24 protein-coding genes are annotated in these 26,805 nt (G+C 50.4%); 12 read left to right on the top strand and 12 right to left on the bottom strand.

All coding sequences use genetic code 11. The features are described from left to right. Positions 1 to 39: 39 nt before the first annotated feature. From NEE14_RS02590 to NEE14_RS02580, 3 genes are all read right to left on the bottom strand, one after another. On the bottom strand, positions 40 to 1,422 hold the full coding sequence (locus NEE14_RS02590; protein ID WP_251968285.1) for an aldo/keto reductase: 1,383 nt from the start codon (positions 1,420 to 1,422) through the stop codon (positions 40 to 42). Positions 1,423 to 1,442: 20 nt separating this feature from the next. After that, entirely contained in the window at positions 1,443 to 3,017 is a 1,575-nt protein-coding gene (locus NEE14_RS02585) for a 4Fe-4S binding protein (RefSeq protein WP_251968284.1), read from the bottom strand. 224 nt (positions 3,018 to 3,241) lie between these two features. Continuing rightward, positions 3,242 to 5,332, bottom strand: a complete 2,091-nt coding sequence (locus tag NEE14_RS02580) for a prolyl oligopeptidase family serine peptidase (protein WP_422394692.1) — start codon at positions 5,330 to 5,332, stop codon at positions 3,242 to 3,244. Positions 5,333 to 5,454: 122 nt separating this feature from the next. Between NEE14_RS02580 and NEE14_RS02575 the strand changes: the two genes are divergently transcribed. Next, a complete protein-coding gene (locus tag NEE14_RS02575; RefSeq protein WP_251968282.1) occupies positions 5,455 to 5,943 on the top strand; it encodes an SPOR domain-containing protein in 489 nt (162 codons plus the stop codon). A gap of 630 nt (positions 5,944 to 6,573) precedes the next feature. Here the strand turns inward: NEE14_RS02575 and NEE14_RS02570 are convergent. Together NEE14_RS02570 and NEE14_RS02565 are read right to left on the bottom strand one after the other, a co-directional pair. Continuing rightward, positions 6,574 to 7,524, bottom strand: a complete 951-nt coding sequence (locus NEE14_RS02570; protein ID WP_317259022.1) for a hypothetical protein — start codon at positions 7,522 to 7,524, stop codon at positions 6,574 to 6,576. 28 nt (positions 7,525 to 7,552) lie between these two features. Beyond that, a complete protein-coding gene (locus NEE14_RS02565; protein WP_251968280.1) occupies positions 7,553 to 8,092 on the bottom strand; it encodes a ferredoxin domain-containing protein in 540 nt (179 codons plus the stop codon). Between the two features lie 248 nt (positions 8,093 to 8,340). On the opposite strand from NEE14_RS02565, the gene pyrB reads away from it, so the two are divergent. The 4 genes from pyrB to NEE14_RS02545 all read left to right on the top strand — a co-directional run bounded on the left by pyrB (position 8,341) and on the right by NEE14_RS02545 (position 11,134). Next, entirely contained in the window at positions 8,341 to 9,258 is a 918-nt protein-coding gene (gene pyrB / locus NEE14_RS02560) for an aspartate carbamoyltransferase (protein WP_251968279.1), read from the top strand. Between the two features lie 14 nt (positions 9,259 to 9,272). Then, entirely contained in the window at positions 9,273 to 9,743 is a 471-nt protein-coding gene (pyrI, locus tag NEE14_RS02555) for an aspartate carbamoyltransferase regulatory subunit (protein WP_251968278.1), read from the top strand. A 99-nt stretch (positions 9,744 to 9,842) separates the two neighbouring features. Continuing rightward, positions 9,843 to 10,409, top strand: a complete 567-nt coding sequence (locus NEE14_RS02550) for a flavin reductase family protein (RefSeq protein WP_251968277.1) — start codon at positions 9,843 to 9,845, stop codon at positions 10,407 to 10,409. 2 nt (positions 10,410 to 10,411) lie between these two features. Next, a complete protein-coding gene (locus NEE14_RS02545; RefSeq protein WP_251968276.1) occupies positions 10,412 to 11,134 on the top strand; it encodes a porin family protein in 723 nt (240 codons plus the stop codon). A gap of 17 nt (positions 11,135 to 11,151) precedes the next feature. Here NEE14_RS02545 and NEE14_RS02540 read toward each other — a convergent pair whose 3' ends face one another. Genes NEE14_RS02540 through uvrA form a run of 7 tightly spaced genes read right to left on the bottom strand, consistent with a single transcriptional unit; the run spans position 11,152 to position 20,459 of the window. After that, positions 11,152 to 14,043, bottom strand: a complete 2,892-nt coding sequence (locus tag NEE14_RS02540) for a PD-(D/E)XK nuclease family protein (protein WP_251968275.1) — start codon at positions 14,041 to 14,043, stop codon at positions 11,152 to 11,154. 27 nt (positions 14,044 to 14,070) lie between these two features. Then, entirely contained in the window at positions 14,071 to 15,597 is a 1,527-nt protein-coding gene (gene dnaB / locus NEE14_RS02535; protein WP_422394667.1) for a replicative DNA helicase, read from the bottom strand. A gap of 15 nt (positions 15,598 to 15,612) precedes the next feature. Further along, positions 15,613 to 15,990: a GtrA family protein gene (locus NEE14_RS02530; protein WP_251968274.1), complete on the bottom strand. Its 378-nt coding sequence runs from the start codon at positions 15,988 to 15,990 to the stop codon at positions 15,613 to 15,615. Continuing rightward, entirely contained in the window at positions 15,965 to 16,738 is a 774-nt protein-coding gene (locus tag NEE14_RS02525) for a hypothetical protein (RefSeq protein ID WP_251968273.1), read from the bottom strand. The genes NEE14_RS02530 and NEE14_RS02525 overlap by 26 nt, the downstream gene beginning before the upstream one ends. A 23-nt stretch (positions 16,739 to 16,761) precedes the next feature. Further along, positions 16,762 to 17,373: an IMPACT family protein gene (locus tag NEE14_RS02520; protein WP_251968272.1), complete on the bottom strand. Its 612-nt coding sequence runs from the start codon at positions 17,371 to 17,373 to the stop codon at positions 16,762 to 16,764. 1 nt (position 17,374) lies between these two features. Beyond that, positions 17,375 to 17,596 carry a hypothetical protein gene (locus NEE14_RS02515; RefSeq protein WP_251968271.1) on the bottom strand — a complete coding sequence of 74 codons (222 nt, stop codon included), beginning with the start codon at positions 17,594 to 17,596 and terminating at the stop codon, positions 17,375 to 17,377. A gap of 1 nt (position 17,597) precedes the next feature. Then, positions 17,598 to 20,459, bottom strand: a complete 2,862-nt coding sequence (gene uvrA, locus NEE14_RS02510) for an excinuclease ABC subunit UvrA (protein ID WP_251968270.1) — start codon at positions 20,457 to 20,459, stop codon at positions 17,598 to 17,600. Between the two features lie 513 nt (positions 20,460 to 20,972). Here uvrA and NEE14_RS02505 point away from each other — a divergent pair. The 7 genes from NEE14_RS02505 (at position 20,973) to NEE14_RS02475 (ending at position 26,796) form a co-directional block, all read left to right on the top strand. Further along, positions 20,973 to 21,203 (top strand): 4Fe-4S binding protein, encoded by a 231-nt coding sequence (locus tag NEE14_RS02505; RefSeq protein WP_251968269.1) that lies wholly within the window; start codon positions 20,973 to 20,975, stop codon positions 21,201 to 21,203. 3 nt (positions 21,204 to 21,206) lie between these two features. After that, on the top strand, positions 21,207 to 22,289 hold the full coding sequence (locus NEE14_RS02500) for a 3-methyl-2-oxobutanoate dehydrogenase subunit VorB (RefSeq protein ID WP_251968268.1): 1,083 nt from the start codon (positions 21,207 to 21,209) through the stop codon (positions 22,287 to 22,289). Positions 22,290 to 22,294: 5 nt separating this feature from the next. Continuing rightward, entirely contained in the window at positions 22,295 to 22,468 is a 174-nt protein-coding gene (locus tag NEE14_RS02495; protein ID WP_251968267.1) for a hypothetical protein, read from the top strand. Positions 22,469 to 22,493: 25 nt separating this feature from the next. Next, positions 22,494 to 23,258: a thiamine pyrophosphate-dependent enzyme gene (locus NEE14_RS02490; protein ID WP_251968266.1), complete on the top strand. Its 765-nt coding sequence runs from the start codon at positions 22,494 to 22,496 to the stop codon at positions 23,256 to 23,258. 14 nt (positions 23,259 to 23,272) lie between these two features. Then, positions 23,273 to 23,815, top strand: a complete 543-nt coding sequence (locus NEE14_RS02485; protein WP_251968265.1) for a 2-oxoacid:acceptor oxidoreductase family protein — start codon at positions 23,273 to 23,275, stop codon at positions 23,813 to 23,815. Positions 23,816 to 23,884: 69 nt separating this feature from the next. Next, the gene (locus NEE14_RS02480; protein WP_251968264.1) at positions 23,885 to 25,957 is read left to right on the top strand and encodes a putative porin; all 2,073 of its coding nucleotides are present in this window, start codon (positions 23,885 to 23,887) and stop codon (positions 25,955 to 25,957) included. A gap of 5 nt (positions 25,958 to 25,962) precedes the next feature. Further along, entirely contained in the window at positions 25,963 to 26,796 is an 834-nt protein-coding gene (locus NEE14_RS02475; protein WP_251968263.1) for a transporter substrate-binding domain-containing protein, read from the top strand. Positions 26,797 to 26,805: the final 9 nt, after the last annotated feature.

The raw sequence follows: 26,805 nt of genomic DNA, 5'->3' as shown, positions 1-26,805 counted from the left end.
TTCCGGCTTCCGGGCTTCAGGCTATCAATAAACTTCTATTTACAAGGTTCCCTGTTTCAGCTGCTCGACAAAGCTGTCGATCCGGTGCAGCTCTTTCGGGATATCGATGCTTTGCGGGCAATGCGGATTACACTGGGCGCAACCGATGCAGTGACTTGCCTGGCGGAGTTTCGGTACACTCCGGTCGTATCCGACCAGATAAGCCCGACGTGCTTCCTTGTAATTCTCGTCTTGCTGACTCTTTGGAAGATTTCCCTCGTTCACACATTTATTATAATGTAGTAGAATGGCAGGAATATCGATACCATACGGACAAGGCATACAGTACTTGCAGTCGTTGCACGGCACCGTCGGATACTTCAGCATCAGCTGGGCTGTCTCTTCCAGGAAGTCTTTTTCCTCGTCAGAGAGCGGAACCAGCGGAGAATAGGTGCGGATATTATCCTGCAGGTGCTCCATATACGTCATGCCGCTCAAGACGGTGATTACTTTGTCCGGTGAGCCGGCAAAGCGGAAAGCCCACGAAGCCACACTGCTCTCGGGCGTGCGTTCTTTCAGGCGCAGCATGATATGTTCGGGAACATTCGACAAGCGTCCGCCCAACAGCGGCTCCATGATGATGGCCTGGATGTTCCGTTTCTCCAGTTCGCTATACAGGTATTCGGCATTCACATTATTGCCCGAAGCATGACGCCAGTCCACATAATTCAGCTGGATCTGGACAAAGTCCCAATGCGCATGTTCGTGCATGGCCAGCACTTCGTCGAAGACTTCCACCGTTCCGTGGAAAGAGAAACCCAGGTTGCGGATCCGGCCGGCTTCACGTTCCTTGATCAGATAATCGAGCATGCCGTTCTCGATATAGCGGGCACGGAAGGTTTCGATACCGCCGTTTCCGATAGAGTGCAGCAGATAATAGTCGATATAATCGGTCTGCAGGTTCTCGAACGACTGCTTGTACATGGCAATGGAGTTCTCGCGCGTCCAGTTCTGGAAGTTCGACAGCTTCGTAGCGATGAAGAGTTTCTCGCGCGGATGGCGCTTCAGGGCAATACCGGTCGACTTCTCCGACCAGCCCTGCACATATACAGGTGACGTATCGAAGTAATTGACTCCATGTTCGATGGCATAGTCAACCAGGCGGTTGACAGCATCCTGATCAATGATGTTTCCTCCTTTTTCGGGAGCCGGAATCGTCGGCCAGCGCATGCAGCCATATCCTAACAAGGAGATTTTCTCACCTTTCGGATTGGTCCGGTATGTCATCTTGTCGGTCGGCACTTCGCCCAGCGGACCGCTGGCGGCTCCATTTGCCTTATCCGACGAACAGCCTGTCAGCAACGGAGCTGCCGTGGCTGTACTGATTCCTACAATCTTCAGGAAATCCCGACGATTGATGTTATGTTTGTCTTGTAATTCCATATCCAATCTCTGTTTATACGTTATACTTCGCGGTGGCGTTCATGTCCTTCTACATAGATGGCACTGTATGGACGTGCCGGACACAGGTTCTCGCAGGCACCGCAACCGATACATTTCTCTTCGTTGACGATCGGCTTCTTGACGGAGTTCGGGTCGTTCTTGTCGACAGGGATCATCTTGATCGCCTGTGTCGGACAATGGCGCTCGCAGTTGCCGCACTCAACACCGTCGGTCACCGGAATACAATTCTTATGGATCGTAACGGCATGACCAATCTGGATGGCCGACTTATCCGCCCGTGTGATCAGCTTGATGGCGCCGGTCGGGCAGACTTCAGAGCACTTCACACATTCCGGACGGCAATAACCGCGCTCGTACGACATTTCCGGCTGCATGAGGTTCTCGAGCTTGGTGGAAGGACGAAGCACCTCGTTCGGACAAGCCGAGACGCAAAGCTGGCAGGCCGTACAATGCTGGTAGAAGTTGCTGATGCCCAGTGAACCCGGAGGCGTCAGCGGAGTAAGGCGTTCGGGAGCGAGTTTCGGCTCGATATCAGCCAGACCACCATCTACTTTCTGTTCCACTTTATTCTTGTCGGTCGGCAGATCAGCTCGTGTATCCTTCCGTTTGTTCGGGTTCTTCTGATACTGACGGAGCGTTTGCTGCTGCTTTTCCTGTGCATGCAGGGCAGCCGTAGTCGCTACAATGCCCACAGCCGAGAAGAAACTGCGGCGTGACGTGTCGGTCGCCGTCTTGCCGGCTTCCTTCTTTCCATAAGCATACTGATAATGCAGCGCGCCGTGCTTACAGTTGTCGAGACAATCCATGCAGGCCACACAGCGGCTGTAATCAATCGTATGTTCCGGGATGTTGATACACGCCGCCTTGCACTTGCGGGCACAGAGGTTGCAGTTCTTGCATTTGTCGGCATCGATCACCGGACGGAACAGCGAGAAGCGGGCCACAAAGCCCAGCAGAGTTCCCACCGGACAGATCGTATTGCAGTATGTACGTCCGTTCCGCCAGGCCAGGACAGCCACAACAACGAACGTCAGAGCGGCAACAGCCAGCGTCGACAGGCTCTTCACCCAAACATCTACCGAATAAAAGGCATAACTGTCGGCCCGCTCAGCCAAGTGAGCCAACAGGTTGTTTCCCCACAAGTAGATCGGAGAAAACAGGTTGTTGGCAATACGGCCATAAGCGCTGTAAGGCGCCAGCAAAGCCACGGCCGCATGAACGCCGGCCACCAGCAATACCACAAACAGAACAAAGACACCATAACGCAGCCAGCTCACAGCCGGTGAATACGTGAAGCGCATCTTCTTTTTCTTGCGCTTCCCGCTTATCCACGAAATGATATCCTGAAAAACGCCCAATGGGCAGATAACCGAGCAGTACACACGTCCTAAAACGAGTGTAAGCAGCAACAAGGCGATTACTACGCCTACATTCAGCGCCAACAACGACGGCAGGAACTGGATTTTAGCCAGCCAGCCGAACCACGCGTGAATGGTTCCCGTAAAATCGAGGAACAACAGCGTGATCAGCGCAAAACAGACAATCGCTAATGTCAATCGAATCTTTCGTAGCATATAAAATTAGATATAAATATTAGAAATTCGCTTTTATATAGTCATCCTATACAAAGGAATAAAAAAACAAGGACAATTTATACACTTTTTCTGTTAAAACGACATAAACCCGCAGCGGAATGATCAGGAAAAGCATTTTAAGCAGCCAAAACGAAAAAGAACAGGTCAGACAGCCTTTCCGGCCTGTCTGCCTGCTCTTCCTGCTTATTCAGTCATGTTCTGATTTATTTCTTCAGCCACTTATCAAGCCATTCGAAGAAGGTGCGTTGCCACAGCACGCCGTTCTGCGGCTGCAATACCCAGTGATTTTCGTCCGGATAAATCAATAATTCAGCCGGAATGCCGCGCAAGACAGCCGCGTTGAAGGCAGCCATTCCCTGATTGGCCAGGATGCGGTAGTCTTTCTCGCCGTGGATACAAAGAATCGGTGTATCCCACTGATCGACGAACTTATGCGGCGAGTTGGCAAAGGTGCGCTGTGCCGTCGCATTCTGCTTGTCCCAGTAAGCGCCGCCCATATCCCAGTTGGCGAACCACATTTCTTCGGTCTCCAGATATTGCATTTCCATGTTGAAGATACCGTCGTGCGCGATGAAAGCCTTGAAGCGCTTGTTGTGATGACCGGCAATCCAATAGACCGAGAAGCCGCCGAAGCTGGCGCCTACGCAGCCCAGGTGATCTTTGTCGACAAACGGCTCTTTAGCGAATTCGTCGATGGCCGTGAAGTAATCTTTCATACATTGTCCACCGTAATCACCACTGATTTCTTCATTCCATTCCTTGCCGAAGCCCGGCAGACCGCGGCGGTTCGGAGCGACAATGATATAATCGTGGGCAGCCATGATCTGGAAGTTCCAGCGATATGACCAGAACTGGCTCACCGGACTTTGCGGACCGCCTTCGCAATATAATAAGGTAGGATATTTCTTGTTCGGATCAAAATGAGGCGGATAGATAATCCACGTCAGCATGTCCTTGCCGTCGGTCGTCTTCATCCAGCGGGCTTCCACCTTGCCCATTTCCAGCTGGTCGTAGATAAACTTGTTCTCGAAGGTGAGCTGGGTGGCTTCGCCCGATGCCGGTGAGACGGAGAAGATTTCATCCGCAGCGCTCATCGAATGGCGCAGGGCAATCAGCTTGTCGCCCATCAGGGCAACACCCGAATAATCGTTCATGCCTTCTGTGATCTGACGTATCGAACAAGCCGTAGCATCAGCACCATAAATCTGGATTTCGCCATGCCATACACCGGTGAAGTACAGGGTATTCGAATCAGAGCCCCAGCAGAATTCGCTCACGCTCGAATCGAAGTCCTTGCTCACAAAGCGCTTCTCGCCTGTCTGCAGGTCCATCACCATCAGGCGGTTCTGGTCTGATTCATATCCGTCGCGCTCCATGCTCAACCAGGCAATCTGCTTGCCGTCGGGCGAATACTGCGGATTCGTATCATATCCCATGATGCCTTCGCTGATGTTGGTCGTCTGCTTCGTATTGAGGTCATAAACATAAATATCCGAGTTGGTAGAAAGGGCATACTCTTTTCCCACCTTCTTGCGGCTCGTATAAGCCACCTTGTCTGACGACGGGCTCCAGGCCAGCTGTTCCATGCCGCCGAAAGGCTTCATCGGAGATTCGTAGGGTTCGCCTTCCATGATATCGACCGGATTCGAAACCGTGTCGCCATCGAAATCGGCTACAAACGGATGCGGAGCCGTCGTCACCCATTCATCCCAGTGCTTGTACATCAGGTCTGTCACAATGATTCCGGTCGTCTTGTCGAGGTCCGGATATTTATCCTGCGTGCTCGGGACAGTCTTCACCTGCGAGATAAACAGCACCTTCTTTTCATCCGGCGAAAAAGCGAATCCTTCGATATTTCCGTCGTAGTTCGAGATTTGCTTGCGGTCGGACCCGTCCGGATTCATCACCCACAACTGGCTGGAACCACTTTCCGACGACAGGAAAGCGATTTTCGATCCGCCTTTGATCCATTTGGCTTCATTTTCCGAGAACGGGGTGCGTGTGATCTGCTGGTTTTCTGAACCATCGGCATTCATCACGAAGATTTCCCGATTACTCTTGTTCTCCGGTACGCTGTAATAAGCCACCGAATACACCACCTTCCGGGCATCGGGCGATACTTGTACACCGCCAATACGGCCCATGGCCCAGAGCGCTTCCGGAGTCATCCGCCCGTCTTCGATCTTAATGTCAGAACGACCAATCACAGGCTTCGTTTCCACCGGGTCAGTTTTTGCGTCTTTTACCTCCGACGACTGGCAAGAACCCAATAAAATAGAGGTAGCCACCATCATTGTACTTAATGTTTTGTTCATTCTTTTATAATAAATTATTTTTACATGCGAAAGTACTAAATAAATTTATATCTTTGCGCAATCAGAACACGAAGAACAAATAATTTAAAACATAAAAAGACATGAATAAAATTGTGTTATTTGCTGCAACAGCTTGTTTTTTACTGACTTTCGGATCATGTAAACCGAAACAGAGTGCATACAAGGCAGCATATGAGCAGGCTAAAGAAAAAGAAACGACTGCTCCTGTAACGGATGATGAAGATACTTATGATGAAGAAGAGGTAGCGCCGGTTTCCAAACCACGGACCAGCAATGTTTCTACTCGTTCGGAACGTATCAATGCGGCCGAAGGAGAAGATGCCAGCCGTCTGAAACGGTATAGTGTAGTTATCGGCAGCTTCAAGAATAAAACAAATGCTTACTCACTGAAGGAACGCATGCAGAACGAAGGTTATCATGCTGTTCTGGGTGAAAATGAACAGGGTATGTTGCGTGTGATCGTATCCAGCTTCGACGATAAGGCCGATGCTGCTGCCAGCCGCGACGCCATCAAAGCTAAATATGCTCCTAACTTCCAGGATGCCTGGTTGCTGGAAAGAGCTTATTAATCTCGGGTAAATTCATAATTTATCTTCTCCATAAAGCCGGACAGTCCTTGTTTTTTCAAGGGTTGTCTGGCTTTCTTTATGTATGCGAGACTGACCGAATGTCAAGGAAACGGGTCTGAAACAGACACTTTGCCCCTAATGAGCCTTTCCTGCTGACAAGCCCATGGAAGAAAAGAGGCCATATTTTTACTCAAAGACGAGGTTTTCAGACCGATTTCGGGTATTTTCCGCCTGATTTATGCCTATTTTGCGGGAAAAATCCCCTTACTTTTCCCGCAAAAGCCCGGATGTTTGGAAGAAAAGGTAAGGCATTTTTGGAAAAATGTCCGACATTTTCAGGAAAAGACGCCGGCTTTGGGCCTTTTCGAGCCGGAAATCACTCCAATCAGTGGCCAAACTTTTCAATTTAACACTTTTTGTGATTGTAAAAGCCTCCCGTTTTTTGTGGCTTAAAGTCGGCATAAAGATTTATTCACCAGTGTTTTATCCGATAACTACATAGAAATTAACCCCTTTCAGAATCGTTTATTTTCCGGTCGGCCGTACTGGGCTCCGAAATAGACGATTCTGGAAGGGGTTAATCTGACATTTTGCTATTTTGACAAGCTGACACACTGGTAGGTTGCTGCATCAGCCGAACAAATCCAGCGTCAGCTGTTCCTGTTCTGCCTGCATCTTGCGCAGGTGCTTCTTGCCCTGCGGCGTGATGATCTCCATCTTATCGACACGCGTGCGGACCACAGTGCGGACGACATAGCAGGTATTGACTACTTCGCCCAGTTCGGAGAGGCGTCTCGAGATTTCCAATACACAGTCGATGCACATGCCGCTGGCAAAAGCGATCTTGTCGTCAATCATCTGCCGCTTGAAATCTTCGTCCTGCATATAGAAATCGATGGTGATTCCACCTTTATTATAAATACCTTTCCAACGATAGCGGGCATCGCTCAAGACAGGCGAGATGATTTCGATCGTCGCTTTCTGGTCGACCATCGGAGGCAGATCGTCGGTGCGCAGGATATAATAGTCGAACTGGTCGCGCTTCACCTCGAGCGAGCCCGAGCGGAGGCGATTGTTCTCGTTCAATTCACGAATCACGATCTTGGAAATCTTCGGGAAACCTTTGATGGCCTCGAAAAAGTTCGACTTGTATTTACAGAAGCGCGGCGAAGTACTCAGCAGTTCCACCAGCCGGTGCGGCACGCCCTGCGCCTTCAGCTTCAGGTCTTTGCGAAACAGAGCCGTCTCGCGCTGGAGCAGAGCTTCATCGTCGGCCGAGCGTTCGCCCAGCGGCTGCCCGCCCACCGAAAGGGTTTTCCGCACCAGCACCTGCATCATCAGATTCAGGATCACCGAGATGCAGCGCGAGTTTTCGCCCGCCACGGCCCAGATCTCGCGGTAATTGTCGGCTGCTATGGCCGCCGGCTCGTTATAAATCATCAGACGGACATCCAGCATGTCGGCCAGCGCACGGATCATGGTCAGGATTTCCTTCTCACAGCGGTTTCGGATCACCGCATCCATATAATTCGACTTCTCGTTGAAGACGTAGCGCAATTCCAGTTTGTTCAAGAATTTCATACCTGTGTTTTTCTGCATTCGCTCATCCTTATTTATTCTCTTTCGGCTTCCGGTCGAAGAACGGATTCTTCGAAGAGGCACTTACCGGAATCGCCATCACGCATTTGCTTTCCTCGCCCAGATAATGTAAATGCTGGGCAGCCAGGCCGGCGCTGAACATCACTCGCGTATCGACGCGCAGATCGGCCGCCGTCGCACAAGCCGAACCGATGGCAATGCCCAAGTCGATGGCATTGATCGCGCACGGAACAGCTTCAGGCTTTTCAGCACAGGTGGCAAAACCGCAATGTGCGCAGTTCAGTCCCTGCACCTGCTGCCGTGTGCCGAGCAGCAAAATGGCTTCGGCGCTCTTGATGTTCTCGGCATCGCGCAGGAAGAACTTCATGCCTGTCTCACCGGCAATGCGGATCATCTCGGCCGAGAGGCGCTCGATGTCTTCGTCGGTTGCCATGCCTACTTCTACAATGTCAATACCTTTCCCTTTCGGAGCCGTGCGAGCTGCCACCATCATCCGATGTGCGGCTTCCAGCACGAGCTGATGTCTTATATTTCTTTCATTTACTACCATACAATAACTCCTTTCCTTCAAAACAGATCCGCCATCACCGCCCGGACAGGCCGTATGAATAACGAATTAATTCTTCAAAGATAATAGATTTTATGCAGACTGCCTTACTTTTTGCGGGATATTTCACGGCATCGGAAACAGAGAAAAAAATAGCGGCCGAAAGTGCATTTTCGATTCCAAAAAGTATCCACAATCGAAAATGTTTATGTAAGTTTGCATAGTATAAAAGACAGAATATACACAAATTTATGAAAAGTAAAAGTTTAGTATCAATCGATCAATGTTCTAAAGAGGACATTCTTCGTATTCTGGACAACGCAGCCAAGTTTGAAGAAAATCCGAACCGGCGTCTGCTGGAAGGAAAAGTCGCAGCCACTTTGTTCTTCGAACCTTCTACGCGTACCCGATTGAGTTTCGAAACAGCTGTCAATCGCCTGGGCGGACGTGTTATCGGTTTTCAAGACGCTTCAACAACCAGTTCATCTAAAGGAGAGACATTAAAAGACACCATTCTGATGGTCAGCAACTATGCCGATCTGATCATTATGCGTCATTATCTGGAAGGTGCAGCCCGCTATGCTTCGGAAGTGACACAGGTGCCTATTATCAACGCCGGTGACGGAGCCAATCAGCACCCGTCACAAACCATGCTCGACCTGTATTCTATCCGCAAGACACAGGGCAAGCTGGAAGACCTGACCATCACGATGGTGGGCGACCTGAAATATGGCCGCACGGTTCATTCGCTGATTGTCGGCATGTCGCACTTCAACCCGACTTTCCACTTCGTCGCTCCAGACGAATTGCGTATGCCGGACGAACAGAAGAACTTCTGCGACAAGCACGGACTGAAATACTATGAGCATACTGACTTCACCGAAGATATCATCAACCAGACAGATATTCTGTATATGACCCGCGTACAGCGCGAACGCTTTACAGACCTCGAAGAGTATGAACGAGTAAAGAATGTGTATATTCTAAAGAATGCCATGCTGGCCAACAGCAAAGACAATTTGCGTATCCTGCATCCGCTGCCCCGTGTGAATGAAATTGCCTATGATGTAGACGATAATCCGAAAGCCTATTACATCCAGCAGGCACGCAACGGTCTGTTCGCACGTCAGGCTATTATTTGTGAAGTATTGGGTATTTCAATCGATTAAACAAGAAAATCATTATGTCAGCAGCTAAAAATAACAAAGAATTGCAGGTGGCCGCTATCGAAAACGGTACAGTCATTGATCATATTCCTTCCAACCAGCTATTCAAGGTGGCTTCTTTGCTGGAACTCGACAAGATGGAAGGTAACACCATTACGATTGCCAACAATCTTCCGAGCAAGAAATGCGGTTTCAAAGGAATGATCAAAATATCGGATAAGTTCTTCGACGACGATGAGATCAGCCGTATCGCGCTTGTGGCTCCGAATGTGATTCTGAATATCATCCGCAATTATGAAGTGGTTGAAAAGAAACGGGTGGCTCTGCCCGACGAAATCATCGGACTGGTGAAATGCAACAACCCGAAATGTATCACCAACAACGAGCCGATGCCGACTCGCTTCGAAGTGATCGACAAGGAAGCAGGCACCATCAAATGTCATTATTGCGAACGCAAGATCAACAAAGACGACATCATTATCAAATAAGTTATTACCGTATGAGCATACAGGCCCGAAGCAATGCGCAAGCAACAGCGAAGGCCTGTATGTCTTTTTAGCGTTTTCTCTCATAATTCATTCCATCGTATGAAACAGTCTTGGAAACCGGGAACCATGATTTATCCGCTTCCGGCCGTCATGATCAGTTGCGGAAGCTGTCCCGAAGAATACAACATCATCACCGTCGCGTGGGTGGGAACCATCTGCACCAATCCGCCGATGTGTTATATTTCCGTCCGGCCCGAGCGTTACTCCTACCCGATTCTCAAGAAGAACATGGAGTTTGTCATCAACCTGACCACCAAAGACCTGGCCTATGCCACCGACTGGTGCGGCGTCAACTCGGGAAAAGACCATCATAAGTTCGAGGAGATGAAGCTGATACCCGGAAAAGCCAGTCTGGTAAAAGCGCCGATCATCGAAGAATCGCCGCTCTGCATTGAATGCCGGGTGAAAGAAATCATCGCATTGGGCAGTCATGACATGTTCATCGCAGATGTAGTCAATGTCTTGGCCGACGACCGGTATCTGAATCCGGAAACAGGCGCCTTCGACATGCAGAAAGCCAATCTGATGGCCTACTCTCACGGGAAATATTATGAATTGGGTGAGATGATCGGCAAATTCGGCTGGTCGGTACAAAAGAAGAAATAAAGATGAAAATCAGGCAATGGATCATAGGAAGCTGTCTGGCGCTTGTCTCTCTGGCCTCGCCGGCACAAAGTATCATGGAAGTGTATGACAAGCCCTGCAGTTTCAGTGTGCGCGTCGGGTTCAATTCCTCCTTTCCGGTGATCCATTCGTTCATGCTCGACGATCAGGCCATTGATCATTTCCGCCTGCATTACAAAGTCGGCTATATGGCTTCGGTTTTGTGCAGCATCAACATGAACCGTTTCTTTATCCAGCCGGCCGTCAATTGGGAACGGAGCAGCTCGGAAATCCAGTTTGCCTGGCCACAGACGGAAGATATTTATCCTTCGGGAAGCATCTCTGTGTACGATCATAAGATTGATGCTGAATACAATTCGATAGCGGTGCCGGTATTAGTGGGCTATCATCTGGTGAAAGAAGGGCCTTACGGGTTGAACTTCAAGCTCGGTCCGAAAGGAGTCTATCATTACAAGAAGCAACAGTCCGGCTCTGGTCCGCAGGCTATTATCACCCATCAGGATGACAATATCAACTATGCCGTCGATCTGGTAACGGCCGTGGGTGTTACTATCGGCCGTCTGTTCCTCGACTTCTCCTACGAATTCGAACTGCACAAGACGCAATCTACATATACTTACCAAAGCCTGACACAGAATCAGGCAGGCATTCTTTCCATCCAGCAACGGCGGAATGCCCTGAGCTTCTCGTTGGGCATTATCTTCTGACCGCTTTCCTACGAGGTTTATTTCCCGCACAAGCCACGGAATGTACAATAGGCACACGCCTTTCCAGTCTCCGTCTGGGTAAAGGGAACATCCGGATCAAAGATTTCTTCCAAGCAACGCCGCAGCCCGTCTTCAAAGTCGGAGGCAAATTCCTCAAACGAATCTACCTTTTCACCTTTTCCATGAGCCTTGTACAGCACCACCGGATCAAACGTGCCCTGAAACAACGTCCGCAGGAAATAGATAGCCGGCTGAATCGGCATTCCGTTATAAACAGGCAACTGCCGGTACATCCAGGCATACAGGAAAACCTGCATGACAGCCTTCGGGCGGTCTTTAGCTTCCTTGTCGAATAAGCCGTCGACCGAATCGAAGACCAGCTTTCCGTTGCCGGTCTTGTAATCCACGATACGCAACACGCGGTCCAATGCATCCACCCGGTCGATGAATCCTTTCAGCTGGACAACTTTCCCGTCGCCCAACGCCAGGTTCGCCCGCACCTGCTTTTCCGATTCCACATACTGGAAAGGCGTATAATGCGCATCCTGCTCCAAAATCTTCTCGACATACTTGCGGATCATCTCGCCTGTCAGGAAATTCTTCCCTTCCAGCGGACGCACGACCGGCGACTTGAAGAACAACTCGGCAAAAGCCCGGGCAATGGTGCCCGTCAGCAGCGCCTTGTCTTTGCGCAGCAGCTTCAGCAAATCGGCCGTCACCATCTTTCCTTTGAACGGAGCATACAATTCTTCCATTACTTTATGCAGGATGCTGCCAAATACATTACGTTCGACGGTTTCTGTAATCTCATCTTCTTCCCGTATCTGCTCGACAGCCGAGAAATAGAACTTCAGCGGACAGTCCAGGTACGCATTGATCGCACTGGCCGACAAAGCCCTTGATCCGCCAGCCAGGAAGTCCGACAGCAAACGCCTGACTTCGGCCGTCTTCTGCACAATGATCGGAGGCACAGCCGATGAAGCCACATCATAAACCACCAGCTGGTCGGTCAGCGGATACTGATAATGATAACGGAGCTGATGCACAAAGCGGCTTACTTCGCCGGTCTGCAAGCCGGTCGTCCGCGTGTCATACAACAGCGAGACTTGCTTGGCACGGCGGATCAGGCGATAGAAATGATAAGCCCACACACTGTCCTGGTGTTCATAGGTCGGCAGGCCGAATCCACGGCGCAAGTTATAGGGGATAAACGAATTGGCCGCCTTCTTCAGCGGAAAAATGCCTTCATTCATCGAGAGAATAATCAAGCGGTCGAAGTCGAGCGCACGCGTTTCCAGCACACCCATAATCTGAAGACCCGACAACGGCTCACCTTCAAACGGAATGGTAATCAGATCGGTCATCCGCTTCAGCAGGCGGAAATACGTATCCAGGCGCATTTCTACCTTTGTTTCGCGCATGACCTCCTTCATCCGGTTCACGGTGGCGAAATAATGGAAGATAAATTCCTGCTCGATATCCACGGCTGTCTGTCCGCTGCCGGCAGATGCCGTTTCGTCTTCATCGTCGGGAAGCTCTTTATGCAAGCAGGCGTTGAGAGCTTCCAGCACACGGATCAGATAGTCCGACAATTCCGCCGCATGCTGCACCGGAGTAAAAAGGATCGACAGCAGCTCGTGGCCGTTCAGGTCTGAAGCCTGTACATAAATCCGGTTTCCTGCCGTCATGTCATTCACCAGCCGGGCAACTTCTTCGGGCGCAGCGGCCGTTATATACTGATGATTCAGGATCGGCAACACATCGCGGAAATAGAAAACCGGAACCCGGTCTATATAACGGATATTCTTCTGCAGCGTCAGGATATATTCCATCAGGGCAGCCACCGGCGTTCCGGCCAGCGGATAACCCATCGTCACATTGATATGCTGAATAGCTTCCGGTATGGCATTCAATACCGGGACAAGCAGATGCTCATCCGGCAGGACAATCGCCGTCCGCAAAGCCGATTCATCCGTCAACGCTTGCTCCTCAGTCAGTGCCTGCAAGATAGGATATACTTGCTTGGCCTGTCCGATAGCCGACGGAACGCCCATCACCCGAATCTCTGCCTGAACTGGTTCTTCTGCCGGCAACTGCATGCTGGAAGGGAAAAGCCTCAGGTTCCGTTCGAGGAAGAACGACGCCTTATTGTCCGGATCTGTCACCCACGGTTCCACATAATCCCAATAGAAATCAGCCACACCTTTCTTCTGCAACGCCAGCAGCAACCGTTCTTCCGAGACCGAAAGAGCATTCAGTCCGACAAACACCACCTGGTCGAATGGGAAATCGGCCAGCGGTTCTTTCTCCAACTGCTCTACGACTTCCCGAAAGATCATTCCGTCGTAGCCACAGCCTTCTTTCGCTAATGAAAGGCGCAGGCCGGTGTACAGATCATACAGGATTTCCCAAAGCTCCAGGAAATGCTGCTGGTTCGGAGAATCGCTTTTGGGATAGAATGACGACCAGAACGAACGGATGGCCTGAATCTGTTCAGGCGACAAATACTGGAAGTCATCGTCCAGGCTCTTCAGATCGGAGACGTTCCGGAACAGCATCCGGGCATCAACCATGTATTTGTCGATGTCATCGAAGTCGTTGAGCAACATTTCTCCCCAATACAGGAACTCATCAAACGACTCCGACGAACCGCTCCGCTGCCGATAAAGCTCATAAAGCCGGAACAGCATCTGGATCTTATCTGCTGTGTGCTTGCCCGAAAGCTGCATGAACAGGTCGTTTATCGTCAGTACAGACGGAGAAAAGAGCGGCTTCTCCGAAATCTCGGACAAATACTTCTGGAAGAACAGACCGGCACGGCGGTTCGGAAAGACAAAGGCCAGCCGGTGAATCTCCGCTCCGTACTGTTGATAGAACAAGGCTGCTACCTGATACAAAAAAGGCTTCATATTTCCATTCGTTTTCGGCGTATCACATTAAAAGGGGAAATCTTTGTTTCCCGTACTCGTCAGCAGCTCGGTCGGAGGCAAGGCCTGATCCGGAGCGGCTGTCGTATCGGAAGGCAACTGGTTTCCGGAGCGGAATTCCTGCACCGGAATATCATCCTCGATGTTCATGAACTTGGCAAATTCACTCTTGAACCGCAGACGGACATCGCCCGTCGCACCATTACGGTGCTTGGCTATGATGATCTCGGCCAGTCCGACCAGTGAATTTCCCCGTTCGTCTTCCGTAATCTTGTAGTATTCCGGACGGTGGATGAAACAAACCATATCGGCATCCTGCTCGATCGCACCTGATTCACGCAAGTCGGCCAGCTGCGGACGCTTGCCTTCTGCTCCCTGACGATTTTCTACACCACGGTTCAACTGCGAAAGGGCAATGATCGGGATATTCAGTTCCTTCGCCAGTCCTTTCAATGAGCGGGAAATCATACTGACTTCCTGCTCACGGCTGCCGAAACTCATGCCACTGGCGTTCATCAGCTGCAAGTAGTCGATGATGATACACTTGATATCGTGTTCGCGTACCAGGCGGCGCGCCTTGGTTCTCAACTCGAAGACCGACAAACTCGGTGTATCGTCAATATAGATGGGAGCATCATAAAGCTCCTTGATCTTATAGTCCATCTGTTCCCATTCATACCGTTCCAGCCGTCCGCTCTTGATCTTCTCACCCGGAATCTCACAGACATTCACGATCAGACGGTTCACCAGCTGGACGTTGCTCATTTCCAACGAGAACAAAGCCACCGGCGTATTGAAGTTGACAGCCATGTTCTTGGCCATCGACAAGACAAAGGCGGTTTTACCCATGGCCGGACGGGCTGCAATGATCACCAAATCTGAATTCTGCCAGCCCGACGTGATCTTGTCGAGTCCGTCGAAGCCGGTACGCAAGCCGCTCAGACCTTCTTTCTGGTTGGCCGCATTTTCCAGCATCTTCAAGGCTTCTTTGATGATCGGGTTGATCTGCGTCACGTCTTTCTTCACATTCCGCTGCGAAATCTCGAACAGCTTTCCTTCAGCTTCCTGCATCAGGTCGTCGACATCGGTGGTCTCGTCGAAGGCTTTCGACTGAATCTGCGAAGAGAAAGAGATCAGCTCGCGGGCCAGGTATTTCTGGGCAATGATTCGGGCATGGTATTCGATGTGCGCACTACTTGCCACCTTGCTTGTCAGCTGGGCAATGTAATAAGGGCCGCCCACCTGATCCAGATCGCCCCGCTTCCGAAGCTGTTCCGTCACTGTCATCATATCAATCGGAAGCTGCTGCACGGCCAGATCGACAATGGCCGCATAGATCAGTTCATGCGCCTTCTCGTAAAAGCACTCCGGCTTCAATATTTCACTGACAATCGAATACGCATCCTTTTCCAGCATCAGCGCACCTAAAACGGCTTCTTCCAGTTCGGGCGCCTGCGGCTGCAACCGTCCCATTTCCGGGACGACCACCGTCTTCTGCTGTGTTCGGCGTGTTGTCTTACGCATTTGTTCTGCCATATCTCTCGTTGATTATTACTCTTTAAATGTATAGACTTTGTTAAAGATAAAATTGATGACTGTATAAAAAGCCATCGCTATTAACTGATTATAATACGGATCAATAGGAAGCCAGGCATTCAGCAGGAAGAGAAATCCCAATTGCAGGAGATAACAGATGCCGAACACCAGTCCGAAGCGGACGGCACTTTTCACCCATCCGGCATGGCTCTGGAATGTCCACTGCTTGTTCCAGACAAAGCTGTTGACGACGCCGGCTATATAGCCCACCACGTTCGACAGCACATCCGAACAATGCGCGACCTTCATCAATATCCATATCACCACGGCTGTAATCAGGGTGTTGCTCACACCCACAATGCCATACTTAATCGCCTGCCTGACCGTCTTCATCTTCTTTCTCCAGTATTTTCTGTATTTCTTCTTCCGTCAGCGGTTTCACGTTGGTGATGTTGTAACGGTCTGACAGGAAATGACCGTATTCATTACATTCCTGAATCGTATCACCCATCACTTTCTTGATGTTCCCGGCAATCGGGATCAAGAGCAGCAGTTCCGCATAATTATCGGCAATGTGCAAGGACTCGATTTCCCAGTCGACTTGCGAGAAGGCATACGTAAACTCCCGCTCGATGACCTGCCGCTGATACGACTCAAACGGCTTCCCTCCGGCCGAGACCAGCAGGACATAGAAACGCAGCTTCGTCCCTTTGCCGCCCATGCCTGTAGAAATATAAATCTGCCGCTCGTCTGAATAATCCGACTCCAAGGCGATCTGTATTTCCATCAAGGCCAGATAAGCCCAGTCGGCCACATCAGGATCAGGCCCGTCGGCCACATACTGCTTCAGCAGCCGGAACGACACCGGATTCTTCGAGTTGGCCAGATTAAGCAGCAGGTTCTGCTTCTTCTCGACCGACTTCACATCTTCCCGGTCGGTCAGCTGCCGATACCAGTGATTGCATTCTTCGTCATACGCCGGCAGCAATCCGCCCGCATTTCTCTTCCACTGTTCGGAAGCCCGGAAATAACGCATCTGTTCTTCTACCGGCACCTGCTGTTCCAGTATATGAATCTTCCCCTTCAAGTTCCTGAAGGACTGCTGATATTTCCGCAATATATCATCTTCTTCCTCTTTCATGATTCTTCCGTTTTGGTTTCTTGTTATTCCTCCTCGTCTTCCTTCAGATAAGCCGTTTCGACTTTCTGCAGCCGATTCCGCAAGCGCTCGGCTTCCCCTTTGCGGATGCGCAGCCGCATGACACAGTCCATATCAAACTGCTGGGAGACGATCGTCGGTCCGTCTTCCTTCACAATCCGCATGATCTGATTCAGATAAGGATATTCGAATACGACCGTGATGTCTTCATCGACGGTCCGTTCTTCTATGGTGGCCGCAGCAATGGCATCGGCGGCAGCCGTCCGGTAAGCCACGATCAGTCCGCTTGTTCCTAATTCAATGCCACCAAAATACCGGATCACGATCACCAGTATATCCGTCAGCTCGTTGGAATTGATCTGTCCCAAGATGGGTTTTCCGGCAGTCGACGAAGGCTCGCCGTCGTCATTGGCACGGAATATCTTCCGCTCCGGACCTAACATATAAGCCCAGCACACATGGCGGGCATCATAATAGTCCTTCCGGTACTTGGCCAGCTGGGCTTTCACGTCTTCCACGGTTCTGACCGGAATGGCATACGAGATAAAACGGCTGCGCTTTTCGGTATAATAGCCTTCGGCCGTACCGGTAATCGTCCTGTACGTATCTTCTGCCATATCAATCGGGTATTTTGGTTCGTTCCACTTCCTCCCGATAAGCCCGGAAGTCTTTCATGATCTCTTCTATTTCTTCCACGAAATAAGGATTCTTGACGTGCTTCTTTACTTCGTTATAATAGGCTTCGATGGCCGCCAGTGCACAACGGTCTTGTCCGCGAAGGACGAAATAGGGTTCGTCTTTCTCCACACACTGCTTGATCATTTGTATCGGATTCTTCATCTCATTTCTGTTTATGCTTGTTCGACCATTCCAGTTCTTCTTTCAGATAAGGTGCTGTAAAGCCCACCTGCTGTTGTGCCAGCATTTCGGGCGTACCCGAGAAAAGGATTTCTCCGCCGCGCCGTCCGCCTTCCGGGCCCAAGTCGATGATATAATCGGCCGACTTGATCACGTCGAGGTTATGTTCGATGACGACCACGGTATTCCCTTTTTCTACCAGTTTGTTCAAGACGCCCAACAAGACGCGGATGTCTTCGAAGTGCAGACCGGTTGTCGGCTCGTCGAGTACATACAACGTGTTGCCGGTGTCTTTCTTGGCCAGCTCGGTGGCCAGTTTGACGCGCTGGCTCTCGCCTCCCGACAAGGTTGTTGAAGGCTGGCCCAGCTTGATATATCCTAATCCCACATCTTGCAGCACCTTGATCTTCGACAAGATGGAAGGAATGTTCTCAAAGAATTCGACTGCCATGTTGATGGTCATGTCCAGCACGTCGGCAATCGACTTGCCACGGAAACGGACTTCCAGTGTTTCCCGGTTATAACGCTTTCCCTGGCAGTCCTCACAAGGCACCAGAACATCGGGAAGGAAGTTCATCTCGATCGTCTTGTAACCGTTTCCCTTGCAGGTCTCGCAGCGTCCGCCCGGAACATTGAACGAGAAACGCCCCGGCTTGTAGCCGCGCATCTTCGATTCGGGCAGCTCGACGAACAGATTCCGGATGTCGGAGAAGACACCGGTATAAGTAGCCGGATTGCTTCGCGGAGAACGACCGATCGGCGACTGGTCTACATTCACGATCTTATCGACGTATTCCAGTCCTTCGATGGCATCGTAAGGCAACGGATCTTCCAGCGAATGATAGAAATGCTGGCTCAGGATCGGCTGCAAGGTCCGGTTGATGAGCGTCGATTTGCCACTTCCCGACACGCCGGTCACGCAAATAAAGGTTCCCAACGGGAACGAAGCCGTGACATGCTTCAGGTTATTTCCGCTGGCACCGATAATCTTCAGGAACTTCCCGTTGCCCGGCCGGCGTGTTTCCGGCACGGCTATTTCAGATTTACCGTTCAGATAAGCCGATGTCAGGGTATTGGCCTTCAGCATTTCGGCCGGTGTTCCGGCAAAGACTACTTCGCCGCCCAGCCTTCCTGCCCGCGGACCCATGTCGATGATATAATCGGCATTCAGCATCATGTCTTTATCGTGTTCCACCACGATCACCGAGTTGCCCAAGTCGCGCAGCTCTTTCAGCGAATGAATCAGCCGCGTATTATCCCGCTGGTGCAAACCGATACTCGGCTCATCGAGGATATAGAGCACATTCACCAGCTGGCTTCCGATCTGCGTTGCCAGTCGGATACGCTGACTTTCTCCGCCTGACAGACTTCCCGACGAACGGTTCAGCGACAAATAATCCAGTCCGACTTCGAGGAGGAAATTCAGGCGCGAGCGGATTTCCTTCAGGATTTCGACCGCGATCGTCCGCTGCTTTCCGTCGAGTTTATCTTCCAGTCCGTCGAGCCATTCCTTCAGCTCCGAAATGTCCATCGCGGCCAGCTCGGCAATGTTCTTCCCGGCGATGCGATAATGCAAGGCTTCCTTATTCAGGCGCTGACCTTTACACTCCGGGCAGACCGTCATCTTAACGAACTGCCCTGCCCACTTCTGGGCCGAAGCCGAAGCATCCATCTCTTGCTGCATCATAATGTATTTGGCCACACCCTCATACGAAAGGAAATAACGCGACGTATCCAGCAGTTCACCCTTGATCTGCAACGGCTCGTCGGTTCCGTTCATGATCTCGTCCATCGCTTCCTCCGGTATTTCACTGATCGGCGTCTTGAGCGTCAGGCCATATTTCTGACATATCGCTTCGATCTGCCAGAAGATCAGTGTATTCTTATATTTTCCCAATGCCACGATACCGCCGTTATAAATACTTACCGACGGATCGGGCACGATTTTCTCCATATCCAGCAGATTGACCTGCCCCAATCCTTTACACTTCGGACAGGCGCCCTGCGGCGAATTGAACGAGAAGTTATGCGGTGCCGGCTCGCTGTACGAAAGTCCCGTTACCGGGTCCATCAGCCGCTTGCTGTAATGACGCGCTTCGCCCGAATCCGCATCCAGTACGAGGATGAGTCCGTCGCCCTGCTTCATTGCCACCTGCAGGCTTTCCTTGAGCCGGCGCTCGTCGCTGTCGGAAACAATCAGCTTGTCGATCACCACTTCCACGTTGTGCATCTTGTAGCGGTCGAGTTTCATCCCGTGGATGATCTCACGCATCTCGCCATCCACCCGTACATTCAGATAGCCTTTCTTGCGCAACTGTTCGAACAATTCCTTATAATGTCCCTTACGGTTGCGGACCACCGGCGCCAGAATGTAGGTGCGCTTTCCCTTGTAGCGTTCGAGGATCAGGTGCAACACCTGTTCTTCGGTATATTTCACCATCTTCTCCCCGCTCAGGTACGACCAGGCTTCGCCGGCCCGGGCATACAGCAAACGCAGGAAATCGTAGATTTCGGTAGTCGTTCCCACGGTCGAACGCGGGTTCTTGTTTGTTGTTTTCTGCTCGATCGAGATGACAGGACTCAACCCGGTGATCTTATCCACGTCCGGGCGTTCCATATTTCCCAGGAAATTCCGCGCATAGGCCGAGAAGGTCTCCACATAACGCCGCTGCCCTTCGGCAAAGAGCGTATCGAATGCCAGCGACGACTTGCCGCTGCCGCTCATCCCCGTAATCACCGTCAGTGTATTACGCGGAATCTCGACGTCTATATTCTTCAGATTGTGAACCCTTGCTCCCCAGACGGAAATTTTTCCCGTTTCTAATGCCTCCTTGTCTATCGCCATAAGTTAAAATAACAGATTAGCTCAATTTCTATTTTGACCCGTAAAGATACATTTTTTCCAGGCTTCTGTTGCAAAATGACGGTTCTTATTCTCGAAAATTAAGAAAAATCACCTCTCGAGAGCCGATGTCCGAGCGCTCCGCCCGACTTCTCCATTCCCTTTTCCGGGCTGAATAAAACTCTAATCCCGCTAAAAAGATGGCCGTTTCTGCCTGGCAATTGATCGTTTCACCCGGGTGGAACGATCATTTCACAGCCGTGGTACGATCGTTTCACCTAGGTGGAACGATCGGCTCACCCAGGTGAAACGGTTAGTTATTCACGAGTTCCGCCTCTGAAAAAATAACACTTTAGACAAAAGAATGCCGGGAAGCCAACAAAATGTTGTCGGCAACTGGCAACAACCACAAGTAGCAAATGAGAAAAAAAGACAAAAGAGAAGCATTATTCAAAGTTTTTACTACCTTTGGCAATCGAATAAAAGTGTTACAATCGTTTTTTAATCATAAGGAGTATGGCAAAATTCAGAGGCGCCGTCGTAGTGAATACCGAGCGTTGCAAAGGTTGTAATCTTTGCGTAGTAGCCTGTCCGGCTGATGTATTGGAATTACACCCGCGGGAAGTTAACAACAAAGGTTACCATTATGTATACATGAAGCATCCCGATAACTGCATTGGGTGTGCAAGTTGTGGACTAGTATGTCCAGACGGATGTTTAACAGTCTATAAAAAGAAAATTGATTGACCTATGGCTGAAGAAATAAAACTGATGAAAGGCAACGAGGCAATCGCCCGTGCAGCTATACGCTATGGTGTAGACGGATACTTCGGTTATCCGATCACGCCGCAGTCTGAAGTCCTGGAAACCCTCATGGCCGAAATGCCATGGGAAACAACCGGTATGGTGGTTTTGCAGGCAGAGAGTGAAGTGGCCGCCATCAATATGGTATATGGTGGAGCCGGAACTGGTAAAAGAGTCATGACATCATCGTCGAGTCCGGGTGTCAGCCTGAAGCAGGAAGGTATTTCTTACCTGGCAGGCGCCGAACTTCCTTGTCTGATTGTAAACGTCATGCGTGGTGGTCCGGGTTTAGGAACCATCCAGCCAAGTCAGGCTGATTATTTCCAGACAGTAAAAGGCGGCGGTCATGGTGACTACCGGCTGATCGCACTGGCTCCTTCGTCGGTACAGGAAATGGCCGACTTCGTAGGGTTAGGTTTCGAATTAGCTTTCAAGTACCGGAATCCGGCTATTATTCTGGCCGACGGAATCGTAGGTCAGATGATGGAGAAAGTAGTGCTCCCTCCTTTCCATCCGCGCCGCACCGAAGAAGAAATCATCGCCGAATGTCCGTGGGCTGCCCAAGGCAGAAAGGCCAACCGCAAGCCGAACATCATCACTTCACTGGAACTTGATCCGGCCCGCATGGAAGAGAACAACATCCGTTTCCAGGCTAAATACCGGAAAATAGAAGAAAACGAAGTACGCTACGAAGAATTCATGTGCGAAGATGCCGAATATCTGCTCGTGGCATTCGGTTCGTCGGCCCGTATCTGCCAGAAAGCGGTTGAGCTGGCCCGTGCCGAAGGAATCAAGCTCGGACTGCTCCGCCCGATTACCCTGTGGCCGTTCCCGAAGAAAGAGATTGGCCGTTATGCCGACAAGGTAAAAGGCATCCTTTCAGTTGAGCTGAATGCCGGTCAGATGGTTGAAGACGTCCGCCTGGCCGTTGAATGTCGTGTAAAGGTAGAACACTTCGGCCGTTTGGGCGGAATCGTGTTTACACCGAATGAAGTATTGGAAGCTCTGAAAGAGAAAATCATCGGATAAGAGCCATGATGAGAGGAAGCAAATTAGATGAAATACTGACCCTGTTGTTCATGTTGCTGGCAATAGGAACAGTGGTATGTTTCTTTCTGGGCGCAGCCTATCGGACCGAAGTGCTCGTCGTCGGAGGTATCGCCGTTGCGATCCGGATTGTGCAATACATACTAAGATATTTTTACTAAAGAAGAAGAAGAAGCTGGATTGATTATGGAAATAAACGAAATCATAAAACCGGAAAACTTGGTTTATGAAAAGCCCAAGTTAATGAACGACAATCCGATGCACTACTGCCCCGGTTGCAGCCACGGTGTCATCCACAAGCTTATTGCCGAAGTGATTGCCGAAATGGGTATGGAAGACAAGACCATTGGTGTGTCTCCAGTAGGCTGCGCTGTGTTTGCCTACAATTATTTGGATATCGACTGGGAAGAAGCCGCCCACGGACGTGCGCCTGCCATCGCTACTGCCATCAAACGTCTGAACCCGTCGAAGATGGTATTTACGTATCAGGGTGACGGCGACCTGGCTGCCATCGGTACGGCCGAGACAATCCATGCGGCCAACCGCGGCGAGAACATCGTGATCATCTTTGTCAACAACGCCATTTATGGTATGACAGGCGGACAGATGGCTCCGACAACCTTGGTTGGCATGAAGACAGCCACTTGTCCTTACGGCCGTAACGTCGCCCTCAATGGATATCCTTTGAAGATCAGCAATCTGCTGGCCCAACTCGAAGGAACTTGCCTGGTAACTCGCCAGAGTGTGCAGAATGCGGCTGCCGTACGCAAAGCCAAGAAGATGCTGCGCAAGGCATTCGAGAACTCGATGGCCGGCAAGGGAACTTCGGTGGTCGAATTCGTTTCGACCTGCTCTTCGGGATGGAAAATGACGCCCGAGCAAGCCAACAAGTGGATGGAAGAAAACATGTTCCCCTTCTATCCGTTGGGTGATTTAAAGAATGTGGAATAATAAACGGAAAGGAAATGAAACACGAAATAATTATAGCAGGATTTGGTGGTCAGGGCGTCTTGTCGATGGGTAAGATTCTGGCTTATTCCGGACTGATGGAAGGCAAGGAAGTAACCTGGATGCCTTCATACGGACCCGAACAGCGAGGCGGAACCGCCAATGTGACCGTGATTTTGAGTGATGACCCGATCAGTTCGCCTATTCTGAATGAATATGACATCGCCATCATCCTCAACCAGCCTTCACTCGACAAATTCGAAAGCAAAGTAAAACCGGGCGGTATCCTGATTTATGACGGATATGGTATTCATACGGAAATCAAACGCAAAGACATTCAGGTCTATCGTGTAGACGCCATGGATGCAGCTGCCGAGATGAAGAATGCCAAGGCCTTCAATATGCTGATCTTGGGCGGACTGCTGAAAGTGGTTCCGATGGTGAAGATGGAAAATGTACTGTTGGGCCTTAAGAAATCACTTCCCGAACGGCATCATAACCTGATCCCGATGAACGAAGCCGCTATCCGCAAAGGCATGGAGATCATTCAGAAAGTCTGACTTCGACAAAAAATGATAAAGATAAGGCGTTTCTTTCGAGAGAAACGCCTTTTTTATATCTTTGCCCCGATGAAACGCAGTTTGTATTTATTCATATTAACTCTTATTCCCACGTGTCTTCTTGCGCAGGCTCCGCGAGGAGGCAAAGGTGGATTTTCCCTATCGAACTTATCCAAAGGAAGCAATAAGGTTCCGGACAGTCTGCTGATAGCCGACAGCACCGAACTCAAGAGCAAGAAAGTCATTGCCTACCGGCTCACGCCGTTGTTGGGTGACGCTTATATGGCGCCTATGGATACAAGTATCCTCAATACGGCCAACAGTACTTTGGTAGAAGGGAAAGGATTGGCAATCGGCTATTTGGCAAACCTCGGATCGGCAGCGCAGACGCGTATCTTCACCGAACGGAAGGAAGCACGCGACTTTATCTTTGCCGATGCCTACGATTATTATATCACAACACCCGAAAACGCCCGTTTCTATGATACCAAAACGCCTTTCACCGATGTCATGTACACAACAGGCGGAAGCAGTACCAACAAGGAGGAGCAGCTGGTCGGCACCATCGCCATCAACTTCGGGAAGAAAATCAATGTCGGTGGCGACTTCGACTATATCTATGGCCGCGGTCAATATAATTCCAACGGAAACAAGCTGGTCAATTACCGGGTGTTCGGCAGTTACCGTTCCGACCGCTATGAACTGAATGCCTACTTCAGAGGACTCAACTATGTAACGCACGAAAACGGCGGTCTGACGAATGATGCTGTCCTGACGAATCCAGACGATTATGCAGAAGGGAAAAAGCAGATCGTTCCGAAAGACTATCCGGTTAAATACACCGATGTGTTCAACCGCATCCAGGGAAAAGAGTTTTTCCTGACACACCGTTATAACCTGGGCTTCATGCGCACCTTAGACGAGACCGACGAAGAAGGCTATGCCAAAGAAGTGTTCGTGCCGGTCTCGAGCATCATCCATACATTCCAGTATGAAGACATGAACCGCCAGTTCACAGCACCCAACAGTACAGGTATTGATACGCTCTACAACCAGGGTTTGCCGCTTAACTACGACGAGAACCTCAACGACCTCTATTATTACTGGCAGATGAAGAACACCTTCGCCCTTTCCCTGCGCGAAGGTTTCCAGAACTGGGTGAAGTTCGGACTGACGGCTTTCATCGACTTCGAGAAACGCCGTTATCAGATGCAGGACGGCAAGCGGGATTATACACAGGAAGGCAATTCAAACCTGAATTCATTCTCCCCTCCTTTCATCCAGGGTGCCAACATCGCGACCTACGATGAGTTCTCGACCTTCATCGGAGCGGAGTTATACAAGCGGCAAGGCCAGCTTCTCACCTATAATGCCCGCGGTGAACTCTGTGTGATCGGTGACGACGTAGGTGAATTCCGGGCCAATGGAGAATTGCAGACATCATTCAAGCTCTTCAAGAAAGACGCTTATATCAAGGCTAACGCATATATCAAGAATACCACGCCGGCATTCTTCCAGCGTCATTATCATTCGCGCTATTTCTGGTGGGACAAAGACTTCAATAACATCCAGCAGTTTTATGCCGGTGGCGAAATCAACCTAGCTTCGACCGAGACACGCATCTCGGCCGGTGTTGAAAGTATCCAGAATTATGTTTACTTCGGTAAGAATGGCGAGCCCGAACAGCACGACAGCAACATCCAGGTGATTACGGCCCGCCTCAAACAGGACTTTCATTTCCGGGCTTTGGGCTGGGAAAACGAACTTGCCTATCAGATCAGCAGCGACCAGAGTGTGCTTCCGCTGCCCGACCTGAGTGTGTACACCAACTTGTACCTGAAGTTCAAGCTGGCGAAAGTGCTGAGTGTCCAGATCGGAGCCGATATGCACTACAACACGGCCTATTATGCTCCGTATTATGAAGCGGCTACCCAGCAGTTCCAGGTGCAGGACGAAGTAAAGGTGGGCAATTATCCGCTCATCAATGCCTATGTCAATTTCCACCTGAAGCAGGCACGCTTCTTCGTCACGGCTTATAACCTGAGCAGTAAGTTCGTCGCTCCGAATTATTTCTCGCTGGCGCATTATCCGCTGAATCCGATGGTATTGAAGATGGGCGTTGCCGTACGGTTCAATAATTGATCAAGATGAAAAAGACACGAAAAATCCTACTAGTGTATGTTATCCTTCTTGTGCTCGTCGTTGTGACGATGATGAACTTGTGGTCTTATCGGCAGCAAAAGCAGCCGCTGTCTCCGCGCGATTATCCGGAGATCAGCCAGGAAGGCGTCTTGCGCGTGGTGACAGAGTATAATCCGACCGGTTATTTCGTAGACGGCGATACGATCCTCGGCTTCCAGTATGAGCTGTGTCAGGCCATCGCCCGCGTCTCCGGACTGGAAGTACAGATGCAACTCGAGATGACACTCGACAAGAGCTTCGACTTGCTCAACCGTCAGGCCGTCGATGTCATAGCCCGCAACATTCCCATTACTACGGAAATCAAGGAACATTATCTGTTTACCGAACCAATCATCCTGAACCGTCAGGTCTTGGTGCAGCGTACAGCCAAAGCCAATCATGGCATCCAACCTATCAGAAACCAGCTGCATTTAGGGAAAAAGACACTGTATCTGCCCAAAAACTCACCGGCTTTACTACGCTTACGCAACCTTGAACATGAAATTGGTGATACGATTTATGTACATGAAGACGAACTGTATTCAGACGAGCAGCTCATCATTCAGGTAGCCAAAGGCGACATCGACTTTGCCGTCTGCAACCAGCAGAATGCCGAACAGCTGCTTAATCAATATCCTGAAATCGACATCCAGACCGACATCAGCTTTACACAGCTGGAGTCGTGGGTCATGCGCAGTGATTCACCGTTTCTGCGCGACAGCCTCAACTGCTGGCTGGAACGGCTGAAAGCCGACGGAACATACAAGAAAATCTATAACCAATATTACAATAAGAAATAAAAGATGTAT

The sequence above is a fragment of the Parabacteroides sp. AD58 genome, from assembly GCF_023744375.2.
GTDB classification, from domain to species: Bacteria; Bacteroidota; Bacteroidia; order Bacteroidales; family Tannerellaceae; genus Parabacteroides; species Parabacteroides absconsus.
This window is presented reverse-complemented; position numbering and strand designations above follow the sequence as displayed.

What these genes read in the sequence shown, in the direction of transcription:
- NEE14_RS02590 (WP_251968285.1), bottom strand. Translation starts at nt 1,422, where the DNA reads ATGGAATTACAAGACAAACATAACATCAATCGTCGGGATTTCCTGAAG.
- NEE14_RS02500 (WP_251968268.1), top strand. Translation starts at nt 21,207, where the DNA reads ATGGCTGAAGAAATAAAACTGATGAAAGGCAACGAGGCAATCGCCCGT.
- NEE14_RS02490 (WP_251968266.1), top strand. Translation starts at nt 22,494, where the DNA reads ATGGAAATAAACGAAATCATAAAACCGGAAAACTTGGTTTATGAAAAG.
- NEE14_RS02570 (WP_317259022.1), bottom strand. Translation starts at nt 7,524, where the DNA reads ATGAAATTCTTGAACAAACTGGAATTGCGCTACGTCTTCAACGAGAAG.
- NEE14_RS02565 (WP_251968280.1), bottom strand. Translation starts at nt 8,092, where the DNA reads ATGGTAGTAAATGAAAGAAATATAAGACATCAGCTCGTGCTGGAAGCC.
- NEE14_RS02495 (WP_251968267.1), top strand. Translation starts at nt 22,295, where the DNA reads ATGATGAGAGGAAGCAAATTAGATGAAATACTGACCCTGTTGTTCATG.
- NEE14_RS02580 (WP_422394692.1), bottom strand. Translation starts at nt 5,332, where the DNA reads ATGATGGTGGCTACCTCTATTTTATTGGGTTCTTGCCAGTCGTCGGAG.
- NEE14_RS02540 (WP_251968275.1), bottom strand. Translation starts at nt 14,043, where the DNA reads ATGAAGCCTTTTTTGTATCAGGTAGCAGCCTTGTTCTATCAACAGTAC.
- NEE14_RS02545 (WP_251968276.1), top strand. Translation starts at nt 10,412, where the DNA reads ATGAAAATCAGGCAATGGATCATAGGAAGCTGTCTGGCGCTTGTCTCT.
- NEE14_RS02520 (WP_251968272.1), bottom strand. Translation starts at nt 17,373, where the DNA reads ATGGCAGAAGATACGTACAGGACGATTACCGGTACGGCCGAAGGCTAT.
- uvrA (WP_251968270.1), bottom strand. Translation starts at nt 20,459, where the DNA reads ATGGCGATAGACAAGGAGGCATTAGAAACGGGAAAAATTTCCGTCTGG.
- NEE14_RS02475 (WP_251968263.1), top strand. Translation starts at nt 25,963, where the DNA reads ATGAAAAAGACACGAAAAATCCTACTAGTGTATGTTATCCTTCTTGTG.
- NEE14_RS02585 (WP_251968284.1), bottom strand. Translation starts at nt 3,017, where the DNA reads ATGCTACGAAAGATTCGATTGACATTAGCGATTGTCTGTTTTGCGCTG.
- pyrI (WP_251968278.1), top strand. Translation starts at nt 9,273, where the DNA reads ATGTCAGCAGCTAAAAATAACAAAGAATTGCAGGTGGCCGCTATCGAA.
- NEE14_RS02515 (WP_251968271.1), bottom strand. Translation starts at nt 17,596, where the DNA reads ATGAAGAATCCGATACAAATGATCAAGCAGTGTGTGGAGAAAGACGAA.
- NEE14_RS02575 (WP_251968282.1), top strand. Translation starts at nt 5,455, where the DNA reads ATGAATAAAATTGTGTTATTTGCTGCAACAGCTTGTTTTTTACTGACT.
- NEE14_RS02485 (WP_251968265.1), top strand. Translation starts at nt 23,273, where the DNA reads ATGAAACACGAAATAATTATAGCAGGATTTGGTGGTCAGGGCGTCTTG.
- NEE14_RS02525 (WP_251968273.1), bottom strand. Translation starts at nt 16,738, where the DNA reads ATGAAAGAGGAAGAAGATGATATATTGCGGAAATATCAGCAGTCCTTC.
- NEE14_RS02550 (WP_251968277.1), top strand. Translation starts at nt 9,843, where the DNA reads ATGAAACAGTCTTGGAAACCGGGAACCATGATTTATCCGCTTCCGGCC.
- NEE14_RS02505 (WP_251968269.1), top strand. Translation starts at nt 20,973, where the DNA reads ATGGCAAAATTCAGAGGCGCCGTCGTAGTGAATACCGAGCGTTGCAAA.
- pyrB (WP_251968279.1), top strand. Translation starts at nt 8,341, where the DNA reads ATGAAAAGTAAAAGTTTAGTATCAATCGATCAATGTTCTAAAGAGGAC.
- dnaB (WP_422394667.1), bottom strand. Translation starts at nt 15,597, where the DNA reads ATGGCAGAACAAATGCGTAAGACAACACGCCGAACACAGCAGAAGACG.
- NEE14_RS02530 (WP_251968274.1), bottom strand. Translation starts at nt 15,990, where the DNA reads ATGAAGACGGTCAGGCAGGCGATTAAGTATGGCATTGTGGGTGTGAGC.
- NEE14_RS02480 (WP_251968264.1), top strand. Translation starts at nt 23,885, where the DNA reads ATGAAACGCAGTTTGTATTTATTCATATTAACTCTTATTCCCACGTGT.